Below are 16,310 nucleotides of genomic sequence, written 5' to 3'. Positions count from 1 at the left end.
CCGGCCGACGCGATCTCACCCGGCCGTCAGCCGGCGGTGGGTGACCCGGACGATCTCGTGCCAGAACGGTGCGGCCGACAGGTAGCCGCCGAGCGCGGCGAGCACGCACAACGACACGTCGACGCTCACCCGGCCCTGCTTGGCCCAATAGACGTCCTGCAGGTCCAGCAGCAGCGCGAACTCGTCGGTGATCAGGGCCGCGCCCGCACCGTAGACGGCGGCCACCGCCGGGTGGCCGACCGCCTGTTCGTCACCGCGGACGGCCACCAGGCCGACCCCGGCCAGCGCCGCGATGCCGATGTTGTAGTGGTGCAGGTGCTTCCCGCCGGCCGAGACGTTGCCCCAGGGCAGCCAGCCGCCCCTGATCCCGTGCGTGATGAGCCGCACCGTGCCGAAGGTGGTGCCGAACGCCGCCCACATCACCACCAGGGACCGCTTGGTCGGCGTCAGCTGCCGGTCCGCCGCCTGCCGCCACCCGTCCACCAGCCGCGTGAGTGCCGCCGTCGCCATGCCATCGACCTCCGACCACCGTCCGAACCCCCACGGCCGACGCTAACCGAAGACCCGCCCACCCACCCGGCGGCCACCGAGAAGCCGCGCCGGGCCGCTCAACGCGACCGTGACCGCCCCGGCCTGGCACTGCCGATGCCGAAACGGCGGCCCGGGCGGCCGGGAGCGGCCGCCCCCGACCACCCCGGCCGCCAGACACCCACGGGAGATCACCGAGACCCGGTAGCCTGACTCCAACCCCCGGATGCACCGGGCGACTTGGGCAGACCGGGAGACTTCGGCACATGCGGCGATCCAGCCGGTTCACGGGCACGGTACTCCTCCTCACGGCCGCCCTCGCGACCGCCTGCACCGGGGGCGGCACCCCACCCCGGGAAGGGGACGGCCCCTGGGCCCTGAACGGGCTCGCCGCCACGTCCGCCGGCGAGGCGATCCAGCGCAGCATCGACGCCCCACCAGCCAAGGGGACCGCCAAGATCCTCGGCGTCGCCGCGATCTCGGGTACCGACGTGATCCTCTCGGTGCGGGACGGAGCCTGCCAGGTCGCGCTCCTCCCGGACTCACCGGCCATGCCGACGGCGACCACCCCGACCTCCTTCGGAACACCCCGACCGGCGGGCCGGACCGGTACCTCGGACGCCCACCAGGAATTCCCCGGGACAATCCTCCAGGGCAAATACACCCTGGCGACCTCCCCCCTGGAGCCCTTCCAATTCGCCACCGTCGGCTGCTCCGAAAAGGCGATGGCGGTCAGAATCGAGGGGATCCCGGAATCGGATCCGGTGCAGAAGAAGGCAGGTGACTCGCTGCAGTTCTGGCGGGAGAGCCAGGGCACGGTGCTCGCCGTCGGCCTCCCCGAGGCGATCCGCCCGCCGACCCTGGGCACCCCCTGACGAGCGCTTGAGCGGGCCCCGCGCTGCCTTTGCGGGGCGCGGGTACGGAGGCGACGCTGGAAGGGGTGTTCAGCCGCCCGCCCGCTGCTGAGTCGAGGAGCCTGACGTGAGCTTCATCCAGATCATCGAGTACCAGACGAGTCGCATCGACGAGTTCAACGCCCTGCTCGACAGCTGGGTCGAGCAGAACGCGGGCCACCAGCTGGCGACCCGGGCCGTGCAAACCCGTGACCGCGACCGCGAGAACGTGTACCTGAACATCGTGGAGTTCCCCTCCTTCGATCAGGCGATGGAGAACTCCGACCGTCCGGAGACGGCGGACTTCGCCGCCCGGGTCGCGGCCCTGTGCGAAGGGCCGCCGGTGTTCCGCAACCTCGACGTGATCAACGAATGGTCCCTCCAGGGCTGAGGCCGGCCCGCCCCAACGGGCGCCCGCGCCCCCTCGCCGCCACAGCCCCGAGCCCGAGACCGATCCAGGGGTGGCGGCCGGCCGGGGCGCGGGCGCGACGGCGTGCCAGGCGATCGTGCGGGCGACCGCGGACGTACCGTCGGGGCCATGCTCATCGGCCTGCTCGCCGCCCTCCTGGCCGCGCTGCTCACCGGGTCGGCCACCGTGCTGCAGGCGGTCGGCGCCCGGCGGGCCGCCGGCGCGAGCCCGCGGGCGGGCGAGCCGGCGGGCGAGCGGACGGGGGAGCGGACGGGGGAGGCCGCGGCATTGGCCGGGGCACTGCGCCAGTGGCCCTTCCTGGCGGGCGTGGGGATGGACGTGTGCGGCTTCGCCGCCGAACTGGTCGCCCTGGAGCGCCTGCCGCTCTACGAGGTCGAGGCGGCGATGGCCTCCGCGCTCGCGGTGACGGCCGTCGGGGCGGCCCGCGTGCTGCGGGTGCGGCTGCGCCGCAGCGAGTGGGCCGGGGTGGCGGCGGTGTGCGCGGGACTGCTGCTGCTGGCGCTCACCGCCGGGCGGGACGGCCACGGCCGGGGGGACGACGCGCTGCGGCTGGGCGTGCTGCTCGTCGCGGTGGCCCTGCTCGGCGCGGGCTGGGCGGCGGTCCGGTACGGCAGGGCCCGCCGCGCTCCGCTGCTGGGGCTGGTGGCGGGCCTGCAGTTCGGGGTCATCGGGGTGGCGGTGCGGGTGCTGCCGCAACCGAGGCTGCCGCAGCTGCTGGCCGAGCCTTCGGCGTACGCGGTCGCCGTGGCGGGGATCGGCGGCTTCGCCGCGCTGACCTGGGCGATGCAGCACGGGTCGGTGACGTCCGCGACGGCCGCGATGGTGCTGGGGGAGACGCTCGGCCCGGCGGTGGTCGGGGTGCTCGTCCTCGGCGACCACACCCGGCACGGCCTGACCCCGGTCGCCGCGCTGGGCTTCGTGGCCGCCGTGGCCGGCGCCCTGACCCTGGCCCGCTTCGGGGACGCCGAACAGTCCGCCGCCGGGGCCTGAGGGCCGGTCGCGCACGGCCACGCGCGGCCGGTCGGGCGAGAGAGCGGAAACCGCTCGCCGAGCGGGTCGGCGAGCGGTCGGCGCGTCAGTTGCCGTCGGCCGCTGTGTCGGTGTCGGCTTGGCCGGCAGCGCTGTCGGCGGCGTCGAGCTTGTGCTGCATGTCCTGCACCTGGCCGGTGTCGGCGGCGCCGGGGGCCGGGTGCCCGGCCGGGCCGCAGGCGGTCAGCAGGGCGGCCCCGGCGAGGACCAGGGCCGCGAGGACGGCGCGCGGGCGGCGGCTCACCGGGAGGTGCCCTGGCCGTGGGCGGCGCACCAGGTGGCGACGGAGCCGAGGTCGCTCTGGCGGGTCTGCAGGGTGGTGACCAGGCTCTTGCGGGCGGTGAGACGGTCGTTGAGGAGCTTCTCGATCTCCGGGTGGCCGGCGGCCTTGGCGTTGTCGACCCGCTGCTGGAGGCGGGCGACCGAGCCCGCGACCGCGGCGTCGCCGTTCAGCCGGGCGAGCGCCGTGGTGACGTGCTGCTCGGTCTTCGGCAGCCGCTTGCAGACGCCCTTCGCGCCGTCGCCCGTGGGCGTGGACCCGGCCGACGAGGCGGACGGGGCGGTGGACGGCGAGCCGCCCGTCCCGTCCGCCTGGGCGGGGACGGCGGCGAGCAGCGAGCCGGCCAGGGCCAGGGCGCCCAGCGCGGCGGCCCTGCGGCTGACGGCCCCGCGGCGGACGGAGGTGCGGTGGGCGGAGGTGCGGTTGACGGACATGGGCGTCCCTTTCTGCCGTGGACGGTCTGCGGGACCGGGCCGGCGGTTGCGGGCCCGCTGCGGCCCGGTCGCCGGGAGCGTAGGACGGCTTCTTGTGGAATCCCTGTGAAACGCGGGGCCGCGGGGCGCCGGGCCGGGAGCGGCGTTCAGCGCTGCTCGCCCGTGATCCAGTCCCGCCGGGCCGGGAGCCGGAGGGTCGGTGCGTCGGCGTCGGGCAGTGGCAGGCGCACCTCCACCCGGCATCCGGTGCCGCCCGGCGGATCGGTGATCCGGACGGTGCCCCGGTGCAGTGCCGCCTGCTGGGCGACCAGCGTGAGCCCGAGCCCTGAGCCCGGACTGTCGCGCCGGCGGTGGAAGCGGTGGAAGACCGCCTCGCGCTCGCCCGGGGGCACGCCCGGCCCGGCGTCGTCGACGGTGAGCAGCGCGACCGGCCCGGCCGGGACCAGCCGGACGCTCACCCGGGCCGGCTCCCTCCGCTGCGCGCCGCCGCGCCCGTGCACGGCGGCGTTGACCAGCAGGTTGACGAGCATCATCCGAAGGCCCGACTCCCACCCGAACAACCGCAGCTCCGGCGGGAGTTCGACGGTGAACTCGGCCGCGGGGTGCCGGCGCCGGGCCTCGGCAGCGGCCGCGTCGGTGAGTTCGGCGAGGTCGACCGGGCCGAAGGAGTCGACCTCGACGAGGTCTCCGCGGGCCAGCGTGGCGAGCGCGGTGAGCAGGTCCAGCAGCCGGGCGTGGTCCTCGCGCAACTCGGCGACGATCTCCGCCCGTTCACCGGCCGGGAGGTCCTGGTGGGCGGCCAGCACGTCCAGGTTGGTGCCCAGACTCATCAGCGGCGTCCGCAGCTCGTGCGAGGCGGCGACCGAGAACGAGCGCGCGGTCTCCAGCGCCTGCGCGGTGCGCAGCGCCTGCTCGTCGTAACGGGAGAGCAACAGGGCCAGAGCGGCGGCGAGTTCGTCCACCTCGACGGTGCCGCTGCGCTCCGCCGCGAAGCGCGCGCCGCCGCCCGTGCGCGCCACACCGCCGGGCTCGCCACCGCCGTCCGGCTCGCCGCCGCCGGCGGGGGAGACGGCCGGGTCGAGCTCCGAGGCGCGGCGGCTGAGCCGGCGCAGCGGTGCGGTGGCGCGCTCGGCGAGGGCGAAACCGATCAGCGCGGCGACCGGCGCCGAGACCGCCGCCACGAGCAGGACCCGCCGGCGCACCGTCGCCGTCTGGCTGCCCGCCAGGCCGCCGGGCTCGCTGACCCACAGCGTCCCGCCGCCCGCCCCGCCGCCGGAGACGCGGACGGTCAGCACCCGCCACACCGCCCCGTGATCGCGGACGGTGACCGGCCCGCCCGGGGCGGTGGGCAGGGCCCGGTCGTCGACCGGCTGCGGGCCGCCCACCAGCAGCACGGTGCCGTCCTGGGCGGCGACCCGCACGCCCGAGTCCAGGGCGGCGTCCAGCACCTTGCGCTGCTGGTTCTGCTCGGCCTTGGGCCGGCCCCGGGTGTCGTCGGCCACCAGGGTGCGCACGCTCGGCAGGACGGCGGCCGCCCGGTCGGCCAACCGGGCGTCCTGCTGGTGCCGCAGGTCCCGGCCGACCAGCGGCACCAGCAGCAGCCCGGCCAGCACCACCAGCAGCGGCACCACGACGGCGGACCACAGGGCGATCCGGGTGGACAGTCGCACGGCGCCCGCTACCCGTTCCCGCCGGGCAGCCGCAGCACGAATCCGACCCCCCGGACGGTGTGGACCAACCGGGGCCGGCCCCCGGCCTCCAGCTTGCGCCGCAGGTAGCTGACGAAGGTGTCCACGGCGTCGCTGCGCACCTCGAAGTCGTACCCCCAGACCCGTTCCAGCAGCAGCTCCCGGGACAGCACGATGCCGGCGTTCCTGGCGAGTTGCGTGAGCAGCTCGAACTCGCGCCGGGTGAGCCGCAGTTCGAGCCCGTCGAGGTGGGCCTGCCGGGTCGCCGGGTCGATCACCAGCGGGCCGGCCAGCACCCGGTCGGCGGGCTGCGGCGGGCGGCGGCGCAACAGGGCGCGCAGCCGCAGCACCAGCTCCTCCAGGGCGAACGGCTTCACCAGGTAGTCGTCCGCGCCGGCCTGCAGGCCCGCCACCCGGTCGGCGGGCTCGTCCAGCGCCGACAGCATCAGAACGGGGATGTCGTCACCCCGGGCCCGCAGGATCCGGCAGACCTCGGCGCCGCTGAGGCCGGGCATCGAGACGTCGAGCACCAGGACGTCCGTCGCGGCGGCCCGCAGGCGGGCGAGCGCCGTCTCGCCGTCCTCGGCCAGCGCGACGGCGAACCCGCTCAGCCGCAGGCCGCGTTCCAGGGTGCGCCGGATCGCCGCGTCGTCGTCCACCACCAGGACCCGGCCGGCCCCGGGACCGTCCGCGCCTCCAGGCCCGTTGCCGTGCACCGGCTCCTCCTCGCATTTCGGGCCGCCGACTCTCTCACACGTTCCTTCCCGGCCGCCGCGGGGGTGCCGTGAAAAGGAGGCGGAAGGCCCGGCCCTCCGGAGCCCGGTCGGCGAGGGCGGCTCGTACGAAGATCCCCCGCCCCACCCCTGGCCCCCTCCCCACCTCTGGCCCCGGTCCGTCGCGGGCGTCAGCGGCGGCCGGGCCCGTCCTCGCCCGGCGGGTCGGTCAGGCGGTCGCCGTCCACTCGCGTCCCGGCCTGCTTGACCTGGCGGAAGACGGGACTGATCTCCATGCCCTCGACACCGGGCAGGGTGCCGAGGCGCTCGGTGGTGAACTCGAACAGCTCGTCGAGATCGCGGCACTGCACGACGGCCTGGAGGTTGTACGGTCCGGACACGGCGGCGGCGAATCCCACCTCGGGCATCTGCGCCATGGCCCGCCCCACGGCCTTGATCCGGCCCGGGTGGGCCCGCATCCACAGGACCGCCCGGGCCCGGTACCCCAGGGCCACCGGGGCGATCTCCACGTCGATGTGGACCACTCCACCGGAGATCAGCGCGCTCAGGCGACGGGACACCCGGCCGGGCGTCAGGTCGGCCGCGGCCGCCAGTTGGACGAGGCTGGCCCGTCCGTCGGCGGCCAGGGCCGCCAGCAGTTTCTCGTCCTCGGCGCTGAGCGGCGACGGCTGGTTCCGGACGACCGGCCGTTCGACGAACGGGCTGCCGCCCGGCCCCAGGGCGGACTCCTGCGCGGGGGTCAGCGTTCCGGCGAGTGCGGCCCAGTAGTGCCCGCGTCCGCCGACGAACTGGCGCAGCAGCACTGACGCCTGGACGTCCAGCACCGCGGCGGCGCGGGGCAGCCGGCGCCCGAGCAGGTCATCGCGCTGCTCCGGCGACCGCGAGCGCACGGCGCAGGTCACCTCGGAGCCGACGGCGTTCAGCGCGACCCAGCTGACGTCCTCGCGTCGCGCGAGTGCCTCGGCGATCGCCGCCGCGCCGCCGGGCCGGCAGCGCAGGCGCACCATCCACCGGCTCTGCCCGAGCGCTCCAGGATCGACGACCCCGATCACCCGGATCGCCCCGGCCCGGCGCATCCGGCGGTAGCGGCGGGCCACGGTCGGCTCGGAAAGCCCGAGGACCGCCGCCACGGTCGCGAACCCCACCCGTGGATCGATCTGAAGAGCGCGAAGGATTCGCACATCGTCCGGCTCCAGAATGCCGGAATCGGCGATCTCGGCGCGTGACATGGCGCTCATGCTACAGAAAGCGCGATTTCCGGGCCGCCGCGCACTGCGCGTGGCCGAGGCTTGCCGAGTACGGCCGAAGGAGCCGGGAGCCGCGAACCGGGCCCGCCCGTCCGCGCATCCCGGCCGCTCGGCAGCGACGACCCACCGAAGGACTCCCGCCTGTGTCTGTTTCCCCCTCGAACGCAACGCCCCCGACCGCTTTGATCGTCGCCGCCGGCCGCGGACTGGGCCACGCCGTCGCCGAGCAGTTCCTCCACCGGGGATGGCACGTCATCGGCACGGTCCGGCCGGACAGCGCGACATCCGCGAGGACCAGGCTCCACGAACTCGCCGACACCGCCCGCGCCAGGGTGGAGATCGAAACGCTGGACATCAACGAGCCGGAGCAGATCGCGGCCCTGCGCAGGCGCCTGGACGGCCGCGCACTGGACCTGCTGTTCGTCAACGCCGGAATCACCACCCGGAACGAACACGTCCCGATCGGCGAGGTCACCACCGAGGAGTTCAACGACGTCATGCTCACCAACGCGCTGAGCCCGATGCGCGTCATCGAATCCCTGCAGGACCTCGTCACCCCGACCGGCCTGATCGGTGCGATGTCCTCCGGCCAGGGCAGCATCGCCAACAACGAGACCGGCCGGCGAGAGGTCTACCGAGGCAGCAAGGCGGCCCTGAACCAGTTCATGCGCAGCTTCGCGGTCCGCCAGCCCGAACCGGCCCGCACACTGCTGGTCATGGCCCCCGGCTGGGTCCGCACGGACCTGGGAGGGGCGGACGCCCCCCTGGGCATCGAGGACAGCGTCCCCCGGCTGGTGGACGTCATGCTCGCTCAGTTCGGCACCCCCGGCGTGCGGTTCCTCGACTACCAGGGCCGGACCGTTCCCTGGTAGCCGCACCGGCCGCCCCCGCCCGGCGGCCGCGATCCCTAGTCCGCGACGTCACGGCACGCGTCGAGGAGGGGCGCGAGGGCGCGGGCGGGTGCGTCGGGGCGGACGGCGAGGTAGGTGGGCATGGTCGGGGCGTGCGGGTCGGCGAGGGGCCGGAAGACGGTGCGGATCGTCGGCAGGACCTCGGCCTGGCTCGCGTAGAAGACCGTCCAGTGGGTGCCGCCGGCGCCGATCGCGGCGAGGGTGTCCTGGTCGGTGGTGAACGCGGGGCCGAGGACGGGCTCGAACCCGGCGGCGCGGCAGGCGTCGAGGACCAGGTCCACGAGGTGCGGGTTGGCCTCCCGCGGGGCGATCCGCAGCGGCATCCCGGCCAGGTCCGCGAGGCGGACGGCCTCGTGCGCGGCGAGCGCGTGCCCGGCGGGCAGGGCCACCACGAACCGCTCCCGCCACAGCGGCACCAGCTCCAGCCCCGGGCTGCGGGAGACGCCGCGCACGAACGCCGCGTCGAGCTCGCCGTCGCGCACGCGCTGGAGGCGGTCCGCCGGCGCGGCGCTGACCAGTTCGACGGCGAGGTCCGGTGCCCGGTGTCCCAGCCGGTCCAGCAGCCGTTCGAGCCGCGCACCGAGGCCGACGTTGGTGCCAATGCGCAGCACGGCAACTCCCGCGCAGGCCTCGGCGCGCAGCGCCGCGATCGCCTCCAGCGCGGCCCGTTCGGCGGCGACGAGGGCCCGGGCCCGGTCCACGAAGACGCTGCCGGCCGCCGTCAGCGTCACGCTGCGCGTCGTGCGGTCGAACAGGTCGACGCCCAACTCCCGTTCCAGGCGCCGGATCTGCTGACTGACGGCGGACTGCACGATGTGCATGCGCTCGGCGGCGCGGCCGAAGTGCAGTTCCTCGGCGACCGCGAGGAAGTACCGGACCTGCCGCAGTTCCACCCACGCCCCCCGCTCGTCAACGCCCCGGCCGACCCCCGGCGATTCATCACGATCGCTGATCAGTGTAGGTGCGGAACGCTCCTTGGTCCCCACCGGCCGGCCCGGTGTGATGGGTCCTGCGCCACCGCACCGGTGGCACAAGGGGAATCGAGGAGAACCTCATGCCGTTCGCGCACGTCAACGGGATCGACCTCTACCACGAGGACCACGGCAGCGGCCGCCCGCTGGTCTTCCTGCACGGGTGGGGCACCAGCGGCCGGGCCTGGCGCGCCCAGGTCGCCGACCTGGCACGGGACCACCGCACCGTCACCGTCGACTGGCGCGGCTGCGGCCGCTCCGACCACCCGGTGGACGGCAACGACACCGCCGGCAACGTCGCCGACCTGCTGGCTCTCATCGCCCACCTCGGCCTCGAACGCCCCGTCCTGGTGGGCAGTTCGGTCGGCGCCACCTTCGCCCTGGAAGCCGCCCTGGCCGAGCCCGAGCGGATCGGCGGCCTGGTCTCGGTGGACGGCCCCGGTTACTGGCCCAGCCGGGGCATGGCCCCGCAGCTCGACGCCCTGATCGCCGACCTCGCCGCCGACCGGGCCGGGACCTTCGCCGACTGGGTGCCCAACTGGTACGGCCCCACGGCCAGTCGGGCCCAGGTCGACTGGACCATCCGCCAACTCCTCGACTCGGGCGTCTTCATCGACGCCATCTTCACCGAGTGCCAGAGCTACGACCCACGGCCCGCCCTGCCCCGCCTCGCCGTCCCCGCCGCCTTCATCCACGGACGCCACGACACCGAGATCCCGCTCGAGGTGTCGAAGACCCTGGCCGCCCTCGCCCCGCACGGCGAACTCCACGTCATCGAGGCCGCCGCCCACATGCCCCACCAGGAACGCCCGGACGCCTTCAACACCGTCCTGCGCGCCGTCCTGGCCCGGATGGCCCCGGTCGCGGCGTGACGCCCGGGGCGGCCGCCGGCGACGAACGCCCCGGGGGCAACCGAGGCCGGGTCTCCGTCACGGGCCCGCGGACCGCTCGGATGAGCGCGGGCCGACCGGGGCGCCGGCGGCCAGGGCGGGCGGTGCGTCCAGCCAGCTCTCGGTGATCCGCAGGACGATGGCGAACAGGTCCACCGCCGGTACCTTCGGGTCGATGCGGCCCTCGCGCTGTCCGCCGGCCACGGCGTCGACCTTGGCCCGGTGGCTGTCACCTCGGCCGAGCCCGGCGACTGCACACCGTAACTGATCGCCCGTCACACCGCCGCCGCTGCGAGGTGTTCCCGGACGGCGTCCAGCGTCGCGGCGATGAGACGGGACTGGTCCAGCGGTACCAGGTGGGCGCGGGTGTCGCCGTGCACCGCCGCGTCCACCGACTCCACCATGCGGCGGTAGGGGTCCACGGACGGGTAGTGCCGCTGCCGGGCGTCGCCGCTGGCGGTGAGGGCGCTGGGGGCCGCGCCGGCGCAGAAGGCCGGCGGGGAGAGGGTGATGGAGCCCGTGCTGCCCTCGACCGTGAACGTCTCGCACGCGCCGCCGACCAGTGAGCAGCCGACGTCGGCCGTACCGCGGCCGGGGAACTCGAGCAGGATGTCGGTGGCCGAGTCGGCGGAGCCGGGCCGCCAGAAGTCCTGCTCGGCCCGTACCACCCGAGGGCTCTGCCAGCCGAAGGCGGCCAGCGCCGCGGAGACGGCGTAGTAGCCCACGTCGTAGAGGGCGCCGCCGCCGAGGGCGGCGTCGAGGCGGTAGTTGCCGGCCGCGGGGGCGAGGCCGTCGAAGCGGGCCGTGACGGTGTGGACGGCTCCTATCGCGCCGCGGGTGATCAGCGTTTCCAGGTCCCGGGTGCGGGGGTGCCAGCGGTTCCACGCCGCCTCGACGAGGAGCCGGCCGCTCTCGCGGGCGGTGTCGGCCATCGCGGTGACCTCGGCGGCGGTCAGCCCGAGCGGCTTCTCGCACAGCACGTGCTTGCCCGCGCGCAGGGCGCGTTCCACCCAGGGGCGGTGGGCGCTGTTGTGGAGCGCGATGTAGACGACGTCGATCTCGCGGTCGTGCAGCAGGTCCTCGTAGCGGGTGTACACCCGCACGGGGTCGAGCGCCCGGGCGCGCCGGGCGTCGCTCGCGGCCACGGCGTGCAGCCTGGGCCCGTCGGCCGCGTGCACGGCCGGTGCCAGGCTGGAGGCGGCGATCGAACCGGCCCCGAGGAATCCCCAGTTGGCCATGGTCAGTGCTCCTCCTGTGCGGCGGCGGTGGCCCTGGCGGTGGTGGTGGCCGTGGCGGTGGTGGTGGCGGCCAGGTCCAGGACGAGGGAGCTCCAGCCGAAGGACTGCGCGCCGTGCCCGGTGGCGTCCTCCGGGCTGTAGCACTCGCGGGTGCCCGAGGCCGCGACGAGCGCGCAGGTGCGGGCCGTGAGCAGGTCGGCCTCGGCGTGGTAGCCGCGGCTGCGCAGGCCCTGGCACAGGTACCAGTTGAGGTTGACCCAGCTGGAGCCGCGGAAGATCGCCCCGGTGCGGAACGACGGGTCGTACGACGGCTCGGTGGCGGCGACGCTGGGGATCGGATGGGAGCGCCAGAACTCCCGCTCGTTCAGCAGGTGGTCCTCGACGAGCCGGCGCGCGGCCGGCGCCGGCACCGAGTCGAGGAGGATGGGCAGGAGCGAGCTGGCGGTGAGCAGGTCACGGCGTTTGCCCGCGACGAGGTCGAGATCGTAGAAGGCGCCGGTTACCTCGTCCCAGCAGTGCCGCATCAGGGCGGCGCCGATCGCCCGGGACTCCTCGGCCAACCGGGCCGCCGTGCGCCCGCCCAGCCCCGCGGTGTGCGCGAGGCGGGCCAGGCAGGCCAGCCCGTCGGCGTAGACGGTGTTGACCAGCACGTCGTTCCAGACGAACAGCCTGCGCTCGCGCAACGGGCTCTCGGGCGTGCGGGCGGGGGAGGAGTAGGCGTCGATCAGGGACCGCATCGCGCCGTGCCAGGCGGCGTGCACGGCCGCTTCGGGGGCCGCCTCGATGCCGAGCGCGGCATCGTACTTGGGGCTGCTGTCCAGGCCGGACTCGTCCGGCTGGTAGATCTCGATCAGGCCGGTGCCCGGGCTCGTCCGGTGCTGCCTGAGCCAGCCGAAGAAGGCCAGCGCGGGCGGCAGGACGCGGCGCAGCCACAGCTCGTCCCCGGTGGCCCGGTACACCTGCTCGATGGCCCGGGCGACGACCGGGGGAGCGATGGTCACCGAGCGCCAGCCCTGCCAGAGGTCGATCCGGAAGTCCGCGGTCGCGGTGGGCCTCAGGTCGTCCTGCCACAGCACCATGTGCGGCAGGAACCCGGTGGGGGTGACGGCGCTGAGCAGCGAGCGGAGCTCGTCGCGGGCCCGGCGGGTGTCGACGTGGACGAGGGCGATGGCGTGGAAGCTGCTGTCCCAGGCCCACTGGAAGGGGTAGCTGTCCGGGGAGGGGCAGGTGAAGTCGTAGGGGCGCTGCGCTGCCCGGGAGAAGCCGCTGCGGTGGTTGCGCAGGAGGGTGTCGCGCGCGCGGGCGGAGCTTTCAGTGATCGACACGGTCGGTGACTCCAGGGGATGCGTCGGCGGGCCGCGCTCGTGCGGGCAGGGCGGGCGTGGGTGCGGTGCGGGGCCGGCGCCCCTGAGCGGCGCTCCGCGCCCGGGCGGCGGCCGGCCGGCGCCGCCGCTGGGCGGCGAGGAGCAGCGCGGCGACCGGGAGCAGGCACCCGGCGAGGCCGAAGGCGGAGCGGACGCCGAGCCGGTCGGACAGCGCCCCGAGCAGCAGGGGGGCGAGCATGATGCAGGAGCTGACCAGGAGTTGGACGCGGGCCGTGGCCTGGTCGGTCCGGCCGGGGGCGGCGCTCACGGCCAGCGAGAGGGTGAGCGGGAAGAGGTTGGCGACGCCGAGCCCGCTGAGGGCCAGGCCCGCCAGGGCCGGCCCGGGGGTGGTGGCGAGCCACAGGACGAGGAACCCGGCGGCGGTGAGGGCCAGCGCGGCGGCCACCAGCAGCGGAGCCGTGCCGGCGGGGCGCGAGCCGGCGGCCAGCCGGCTCCCGGCCAGCCGGCCCACCAGTTCACCGCCGTAGAACAGGGCGAGCGCCGCTGAGGCCTGCCCAACCGTCAGACTGGTGACACTGGTGAGCTCGGGTGAGGCGTAGTACGCGAGGCAGAACTCGAACCCGACCACGCCGCCGCACAGGGCGGCGCGGAGCCAGAAGACGGCGGGCAGCCGGCCGTGCTCCGCCGGGCCGCGGGCGGCGTCGGGGGCGGGCGCGGTGCGGGGCCGCAGCGGCTCGGTGCGGAAGACGGGGTACATCACCCCGGCGGCGAGGGCGGGGACGAGCAGGCTCCAGGTCCAGGACGCGCCGGCCCCTTCGAGGCCGCTGATGAGCAGGGGCGCGGCCAGCGCGCTGACGCTGGCGGCCGCGTTGGCCTCGACCAGGGCCCGCGCCCGGAGGGAGTCGTGCCCGCCGTGGTGTTCGGCCAGCACCGCCAGGGCCGTGGTCTGCAGCAGCGAGCCGCCGACGCCGCCCACGGCGGCCGCGCTCAGGGTCGCCGCCGCCGTGGGGCCCGTCGCCAGCAGGAGGGCGCCCAGGGCCAGCGCCCCGAGGGCGGACCAGAACAGCGGCCGGTGCTCGAGCCGCCGCCGGGCCCGGCGGAAGAGCAGGTTGGTGAGGATCGCGCCGGCCGCGAAGGCCGTGGAGTGCAGGCTCATCATCGTGTAGCCGAGGCGCAGGTCCCGGCGCAGCAGCGGCAGCAACGGGCCCAGCGCGTACAGGAGGTACGCGTAGACGGCCAGGCCCCCGTAGGCCATGGTGGTCAGCCGGTCCCGGACGAACGCGGGGGCCCGGTGGTCCGGGTGGTCCGGGTGGTCCGGGAGGACCCGCGCGTCGGTCGCGCTCACCCGGGGATCCCGGCCTGCTCGGCGAAGGCGCCGGGGGTGAGGGTGGGGGCGGGCCCCTCGGAGCCGGGGGCGCCGGCGGGGGAGGGGACGGATGCGTCGGCGGGGGCGGGTACGGGGGCGCCGGCGGAGCCGGCCGTGCGCCGCACGTGCTCCAGCAGCGCGGACGGGGAGAGCATGGAGGTCTTCATCGAGGCCCCCCGGCTGTAGCCGGTGAAGGCCTCGCGGACGGTGGCCTCGTCGCTGAGTAAGACCCGTGAGGTGATCAGCGGGGCGGGATCGATCAGGCCCGATTCGACGAGCCGCAGCGCCACGCCGGTGACATGGGCGGAGCGGGCCATGGGGAACGAGCGCACGTCGAACGGGGTGGACAGCAGCTTCAGCCCCTTGGCCAGGATCATCCAGGTGTTCAACCGCTGCGGGACGGCCGTCGCACCGTAGATGACGTAGGCCCCGCCGGGGCGCAGCAGTCCCATCGCGAGCTCGCGGATGTCCTTGCCCGCGCCCGTGTCCCCGCCGTCCGCGTGGCCGCCCGGCGCAGCGATGTGGGGCAGGGCGTCGAACACGTAGTCGGCGTACTGGTCGTGGTACTCCCGGACGTACGCCTCCAGCTCCGCCGCCTGGGTCTCGGTGTTGAAGGCGTGCGAGGCCCCGTGGCGCAGGGCGATGGCCATCCGGTCGTCGTTGCGGTCGAGCACGGTGATCGGGCCCGCGCCGAGGTGGCGGTCGAGGACCTGGACGGCCAGTTGGGCACTGGGCCCGCAGCCGAGGACGACACAGGTGTCGCCGGGCTTCGGAGGGTTGAGCAGCAGCGAGCGCAGGACCGAGGTGAGCGGTTCGATCACCGAGGCGAGGTCGGAGGGCACCGTCGCCGGCAGGACCACGGCGGCGGCCTGGTCGGCGTCGTAGAAGTTGCGCGCGGTGTACCACGCCGTCTCGACGCCGCGCCGGCCCGGGAACAGCGGCCGCAGCGCCCGGTACTCGGCCATCCCGCCGAAGTCGGTCTGCCCCCAGTACGTCACCCGGTCGCCCGGGCGCACGTCGTTCCGCAGCCGCTTCCCGACCTCGACGACCCGGCCGACGTACTCGTGGCCGGGAATGATCGGCCAGGCGTCCGGAAAGAGGTGGCCACGGAAGTACGAGACGTCGGTCGAGCAGATGGACACCGCCTCGGTCTCCAACAGGATTTCGTCATCCCGGAATTCCGGGTCGGGCACGGTGGTACGAATGAGCTCCCCGGGGGAGGTCATCAGATACGCGTACACGGCTTTCCCTTTCACCTGCTCAGCTGCGCGGAATTCGACGTCACTGAAATCCGCCCGGGCGCGGGCGCCCGGACGGCCGTGCGGTTCCTCGGAAAACCCGGAAATGGCGGTCGTTGGGCGCCGTCGCCCGACCCCGGATCACACCCGCGACCTCCGGGAACCGCCCTCGGGAAACCTTGAACCTCGAAACCTTAGGAATCCTCGAAACCTCAGGAGCCCTCGAAACCTCGGGAATCGACCTCGAAGGCGACATCGAGGGCGTATCTGTCGCCCGAGTATCGGGACTCGGTGAGCTCGAGCGGCCGGTCGTCCTGGTCCAGGATCAGGCGCTCCTCGACCAGCAGCGCGGAGCCCGGCGCCACGGCGAGCAGGTCGGCCTCGGCCTGTCCGGCCGCGGCGGCCCTGATGGAGGAGTGCCCGCGCGTCGGGATCCGGCCGAGCCCGGCGAGCGACTCGTGCATCGACGCGGTCGTGAAATCGACGTCCAGTAGGGCGGACAGGTCTCCGGGGAACACCGCCCGCTCCAGCGCGACCGGGATCCGGTCGGCCAGCCTGACCCGGACGATCTCCACGGCCCGCGCCGACCGGGGCAGCCGCAGCCGGCCGGTCTCCTCGGGCAGTGCCGCCCGGATGCCGGCCGAAATCAGCCGCGACGAAGGCTCCCGGCCCTGTCTGCGCATTTCCTCGCTGAACCGCACGAGGCTTTCGACGCGACGATGGGTGGGCGGTTCCGCAACGAATGTCCCGCGTCCGGAAACGCGGTATACCAGGCCTTCTGCGACGAGCCGTTGAACGGCTGCCCGGGCAGTCATCCGGCTTACCCCAAATTCCTCGCACAACTCCGTTTCCGAGGGAAGCGGGTCGTGTGGTCGGTGGTCGGCGATTCGACTTCGAAGCGCCTGTTCGATCTGGTAGTACCTGGGCGCAAAATCCGTTCCCAAAAGGGATCCTCCGTAATTGAGAGTACGCCGTCTAGCTGTCTAGTCAACCAGCCTAGATGCGAACAGAGCGGGACAGACGTCAACGAATTGGAGCGGGGGCAAGAGGCGTGCACTGTGATTCACGCCACACCTGGTCGGCCGCCCGGGGCCTCGGGCGCACTGCC

General features: G+C 74.6%; 18 protein-coding genes and 1 pseudogene. 5 read left to right on the top strand and 14 right to left on the bottom strand.

Features of this window, described 5'->3' with window-relative positions; all coding sequences use genetic code 11:
• Window positions 1–15 precede the first annotated feature (15 nt).
• Entirely contained in the window at window positions 16–510 is a 495-nt protein-coding gene (locus ACZ4WV_RS13200) for a hypothetical protein (protein ID WP_465745888.1), read from the bottom strand.
• Window positions 511–794: 284 nt separating this feature from the next.
• Between ACZ4WV_RS13200 and ACZ4WV_RS13195 the strand changes: the two genes are divergently transcribed.
• The 3 genes from ACZ4WV_RS13195 (at window position 795) to ACZ4WV_RS13185 (ending at window position 2,841) form a co-directional block, all read left to right on the top strand.
• Window positions 795–1,403, top strand: coding sequence for a hypothetical protein (locus ACZ4WV_RS13195; RefSeq protein WP_465745886.1), 609 nt, complete (start codon window positions 795–797; stop codon window positions 1,401–1,403).
• A gap of 106 nt (window positions 1,404–1,509) precedes the next feature.
• The gene (locus ACZ4WV_RS13190) at window positions 1,510–1,812 is read left to right on the top strand and encodes a hypothetical protein (protein ID WP_465745884.1); all 303 of its coding nucleotides are present in this window, start codon (window positions 1,510–1,512) and stop codon (window positions 1,810–1,812) included.
• Window positions 1,813–1,959: 147 nt separating this feature from the next.
• Window positions 1,960–2,841 carry a hypothetical protein gene (locus ACZ4WV_RS13185; protein WP_465745882.1) on the top strand — a complete coding sequence of 294 codons (882 nt, stop codon included), beginning with the start codon at window positions 1,960–1,962 and terminating at the stop codon, window positions 2,839–2,841.
• 85 nt (window positions 2,842–2,926) lie between these two features.
• On the opposite strand, the gene ACZ4WV_RS13180 is transcribed toward ACZ4WV_RS13185, so the two are convergent.
• From ACZ4WV_RS13180 to ACZ4WV_RS13160, 5 genes are all read right to left on the bottom strand, one after another.
• Window positions 2,927–3,124, bottom strand: a complete 198-nt coding sequence (locus ACZ4WV_RS13180) for a hypothetical protein (RefSeq protein ID WP_465745880.1) — start codon at window positions 3,122–3,124, stop codon at window positions 2,927–2,929.
• Window positions 3,121–3,594, bottom strand: a complete 474-nt coding sequence (locus ACZ4WV_RS13175; RefSeq protein ID WP_465745878.1) for a hypothetical protein — start codon at window positions 3,592–3,594, stop codon at window positions 3,121–3,123. Before ACZ4WV_RS13175 ends, ACZ4WV_RS13180 begins: the two co-directional genes overlap by 4 nt.
• A 146-nt stretch (window positions 3,595–3,740) precedes the next feature.
• Window positions 3,741–5,264 (bottom strand): sensor histidine kinase, encoded by a 1,524-nt coding sequence (locus ACZ4WV_RS13170; protein WP_465745876.1) that lies wholly within the window; start codon window positions 5,262–5,264, stop codon window positions 3,741–3,743.
• Window positions 5,265–5,272: 8 nt separating this feature from the next.
• A complete protein-coding gene (locus ACZ4WV_RS13165) occupies window positions 5,273–5,998 on the bottom strand; it encodes a response regulator transcription factor (protein WP_465745874.1) in 726 nt (241 codons plus the stop codon).
• Window positions 5,999–6,186: 188 nt separating this feature from the next.
• Entirely contained in the window at window positions 6,187–7,245 is a 1,059-nt protein-coding gene (locus tag ACZ4WV_RS13160) for an Lrp/AsnC family transcriptional regulator (protein ID WP_465745872.1), read from the bottom strand.
• A 161-nt stretch (window positions 7,246–7,406) separates the two neighbouring features.
• Here ACZ4WV_RS13160 and ACZ4WV_RS13155 point away from each other — a divergent pair, with 161 nt between their 5' ends.
• The gene (locus tag ACZ4WV_RS13155) at window positions 7,407–8,135 is read left to right on the top strand and encodes an SDR family oxidoreductase (protein ID WP_465745870.1); all 729 of its coding nucleotides are present in this window, start codon (window positions 7,407–7,409) and stop codon (window positions 8,133–8,135) included.
• Between the two features lie 35 nt (window positions 8,136–8,170).
• Here ACZ4WV_RS13155 and ACZ4WV_RS13150 read toward each other — a convergent pair whose 3' ends face one another.
• On the bottom strand, window positions 8,171–9,067 hold the full coding sequence (locus ACZ4WV_RS13150) for a LysR family transcriptional regulator (protein ID WP_465745868.1): 897 nt from the start codon (window positions 9,065–9,067) through the stop codon (window positions 8,171–8,173).
• A gap of 161 nt (window positions 9,068–9,228) precedes the next feature.
• On the opposite strand from ACZ4WV_RS13150, the gene ACZ4WV_RS13145 reads away from it, so the two are divergent.
• Window positions 9,229–10,017 (top strand): alpha/beta fold hydrolase, encoded by a 789-nt coding sequence (locus ACZ4WV_RS13145; protein ID WP_465745866.1) that lies wholly within the window; start codon window positions 9,229–9,231, stop codon window positions 10,015–10,017.
• A 57-nt stretch (window positions 10,018–10,074) separates the two neighbouring features.
• Here ACZ4WV_RS13145 and ACZ4WV_RS13140 read toward each other — a convergent pair whose 3' ends face one another.
• The 7 genes and pseudogenes from ACZ4WV_RS13140 to ACZ4WV_RS13110 all read right to left on the bottom strand — a co-directional run.
• Window positions 10,075–10,314 (bottom strand): hypothetical protein, encoded by a 240-nt coding sequence (locus ACZ4WV_RS13140; protein ID WP_465745864.1) that lies wholly within the window; start codon window positions 10,312–10,314, stop codon window positions 10,075–10,077.
• Window positions 10,311–11,273 carry a Gfo/Idh/MocA family protein gene (locus ACZ4WV_RS13135; RefSeq protein WP_465745862.1) on the bottom strand — a complete coding sequence of 321 codons (963 nt, stop codon included), beginning with the start codon at window positions 11,271–11,273 and terminating at the stop codon, window positions 10,311–10,313. The genes ACZ4WV_RS13140 and ACZ4WV_RS13135 overlap by 4 nt, the downstream gene beginning before the upstream one ends.
• A 2-nt stretch (window positions 11,274–11,275) precedes the next feature.
• Window positions 11,276–12,598, bottom strand: a complete 1,323-nt coding sequence (locus ACZ4WV_RS13130) for an amylo-alpha-1,6-glucosidase (RefSeq protein WP_465745860.1) — start codon at window positions 12,596–12,598, stop codon at window positions 11,276–11,278.
• Window positions 12,585–13,943, bottom strand: coding sequence for an MFS transporter (locus ACZ4WV_RS13125; protein ID WP_465745858.1), 1,359 nt, complete (start codon window positions 13,941–13,943; stop codon window positions 12,585–12,587). Before ACZ4WV_RS13125 ends, ACZ4WV_RS13130 begins: the two co-directional genes overlap by 14 nt.
• Window positions 13,940–15,190 carry a zinc-dependent alcohol dehydrogenase gene (locus ACZ4WV_RS13120; RefSeq protein ID WP_465745856.1) on the bottom strand — a complete coding sequence of 417 codons (1,251 nt, stop codon included), beginning with the start codon at window positions 15,188–15,190 and terminating at the stop codon, window positions 13,940–13,942. The genes ACZ4WV_RS13125 and ACZ4WV_RS13120 overlap by 4 nt, the downstream gene beginning before the upstream one ends.
• A gap of 224 nt (window positions 15,191–15,414) precedes the next feature.
• A complete protein-coding gene (locus ACZ4WV_RS13115) occupies window positions 15,415–15,885 on the bottom strand; it encodes a GntR family transcriptional regulator (RefSeq protein WP_465745938.1) in 471 nt (156 codons plus the stop codon).
• Between the two features lie 66 nt (window positions 15,886–15,951).
• Window positions 15,952–16,146 (bottom strand): annotated as a pseudogene (locus ACZ4WV_RS13110) (GntR family transcriptional regulator); the annotation flags it as partial.
• Window positions 16,147–16,310 lie beyond the last annotated feature (164 nt).

Source organism: Kitasatospora sp. NPDC029312 (assembly GCF_055569215.1).
The sequence above is the reverse complement of the archived record's forward strand: the minus strand, read 5'-3'. Positions and strand labels throughout refer to the sequence as shown.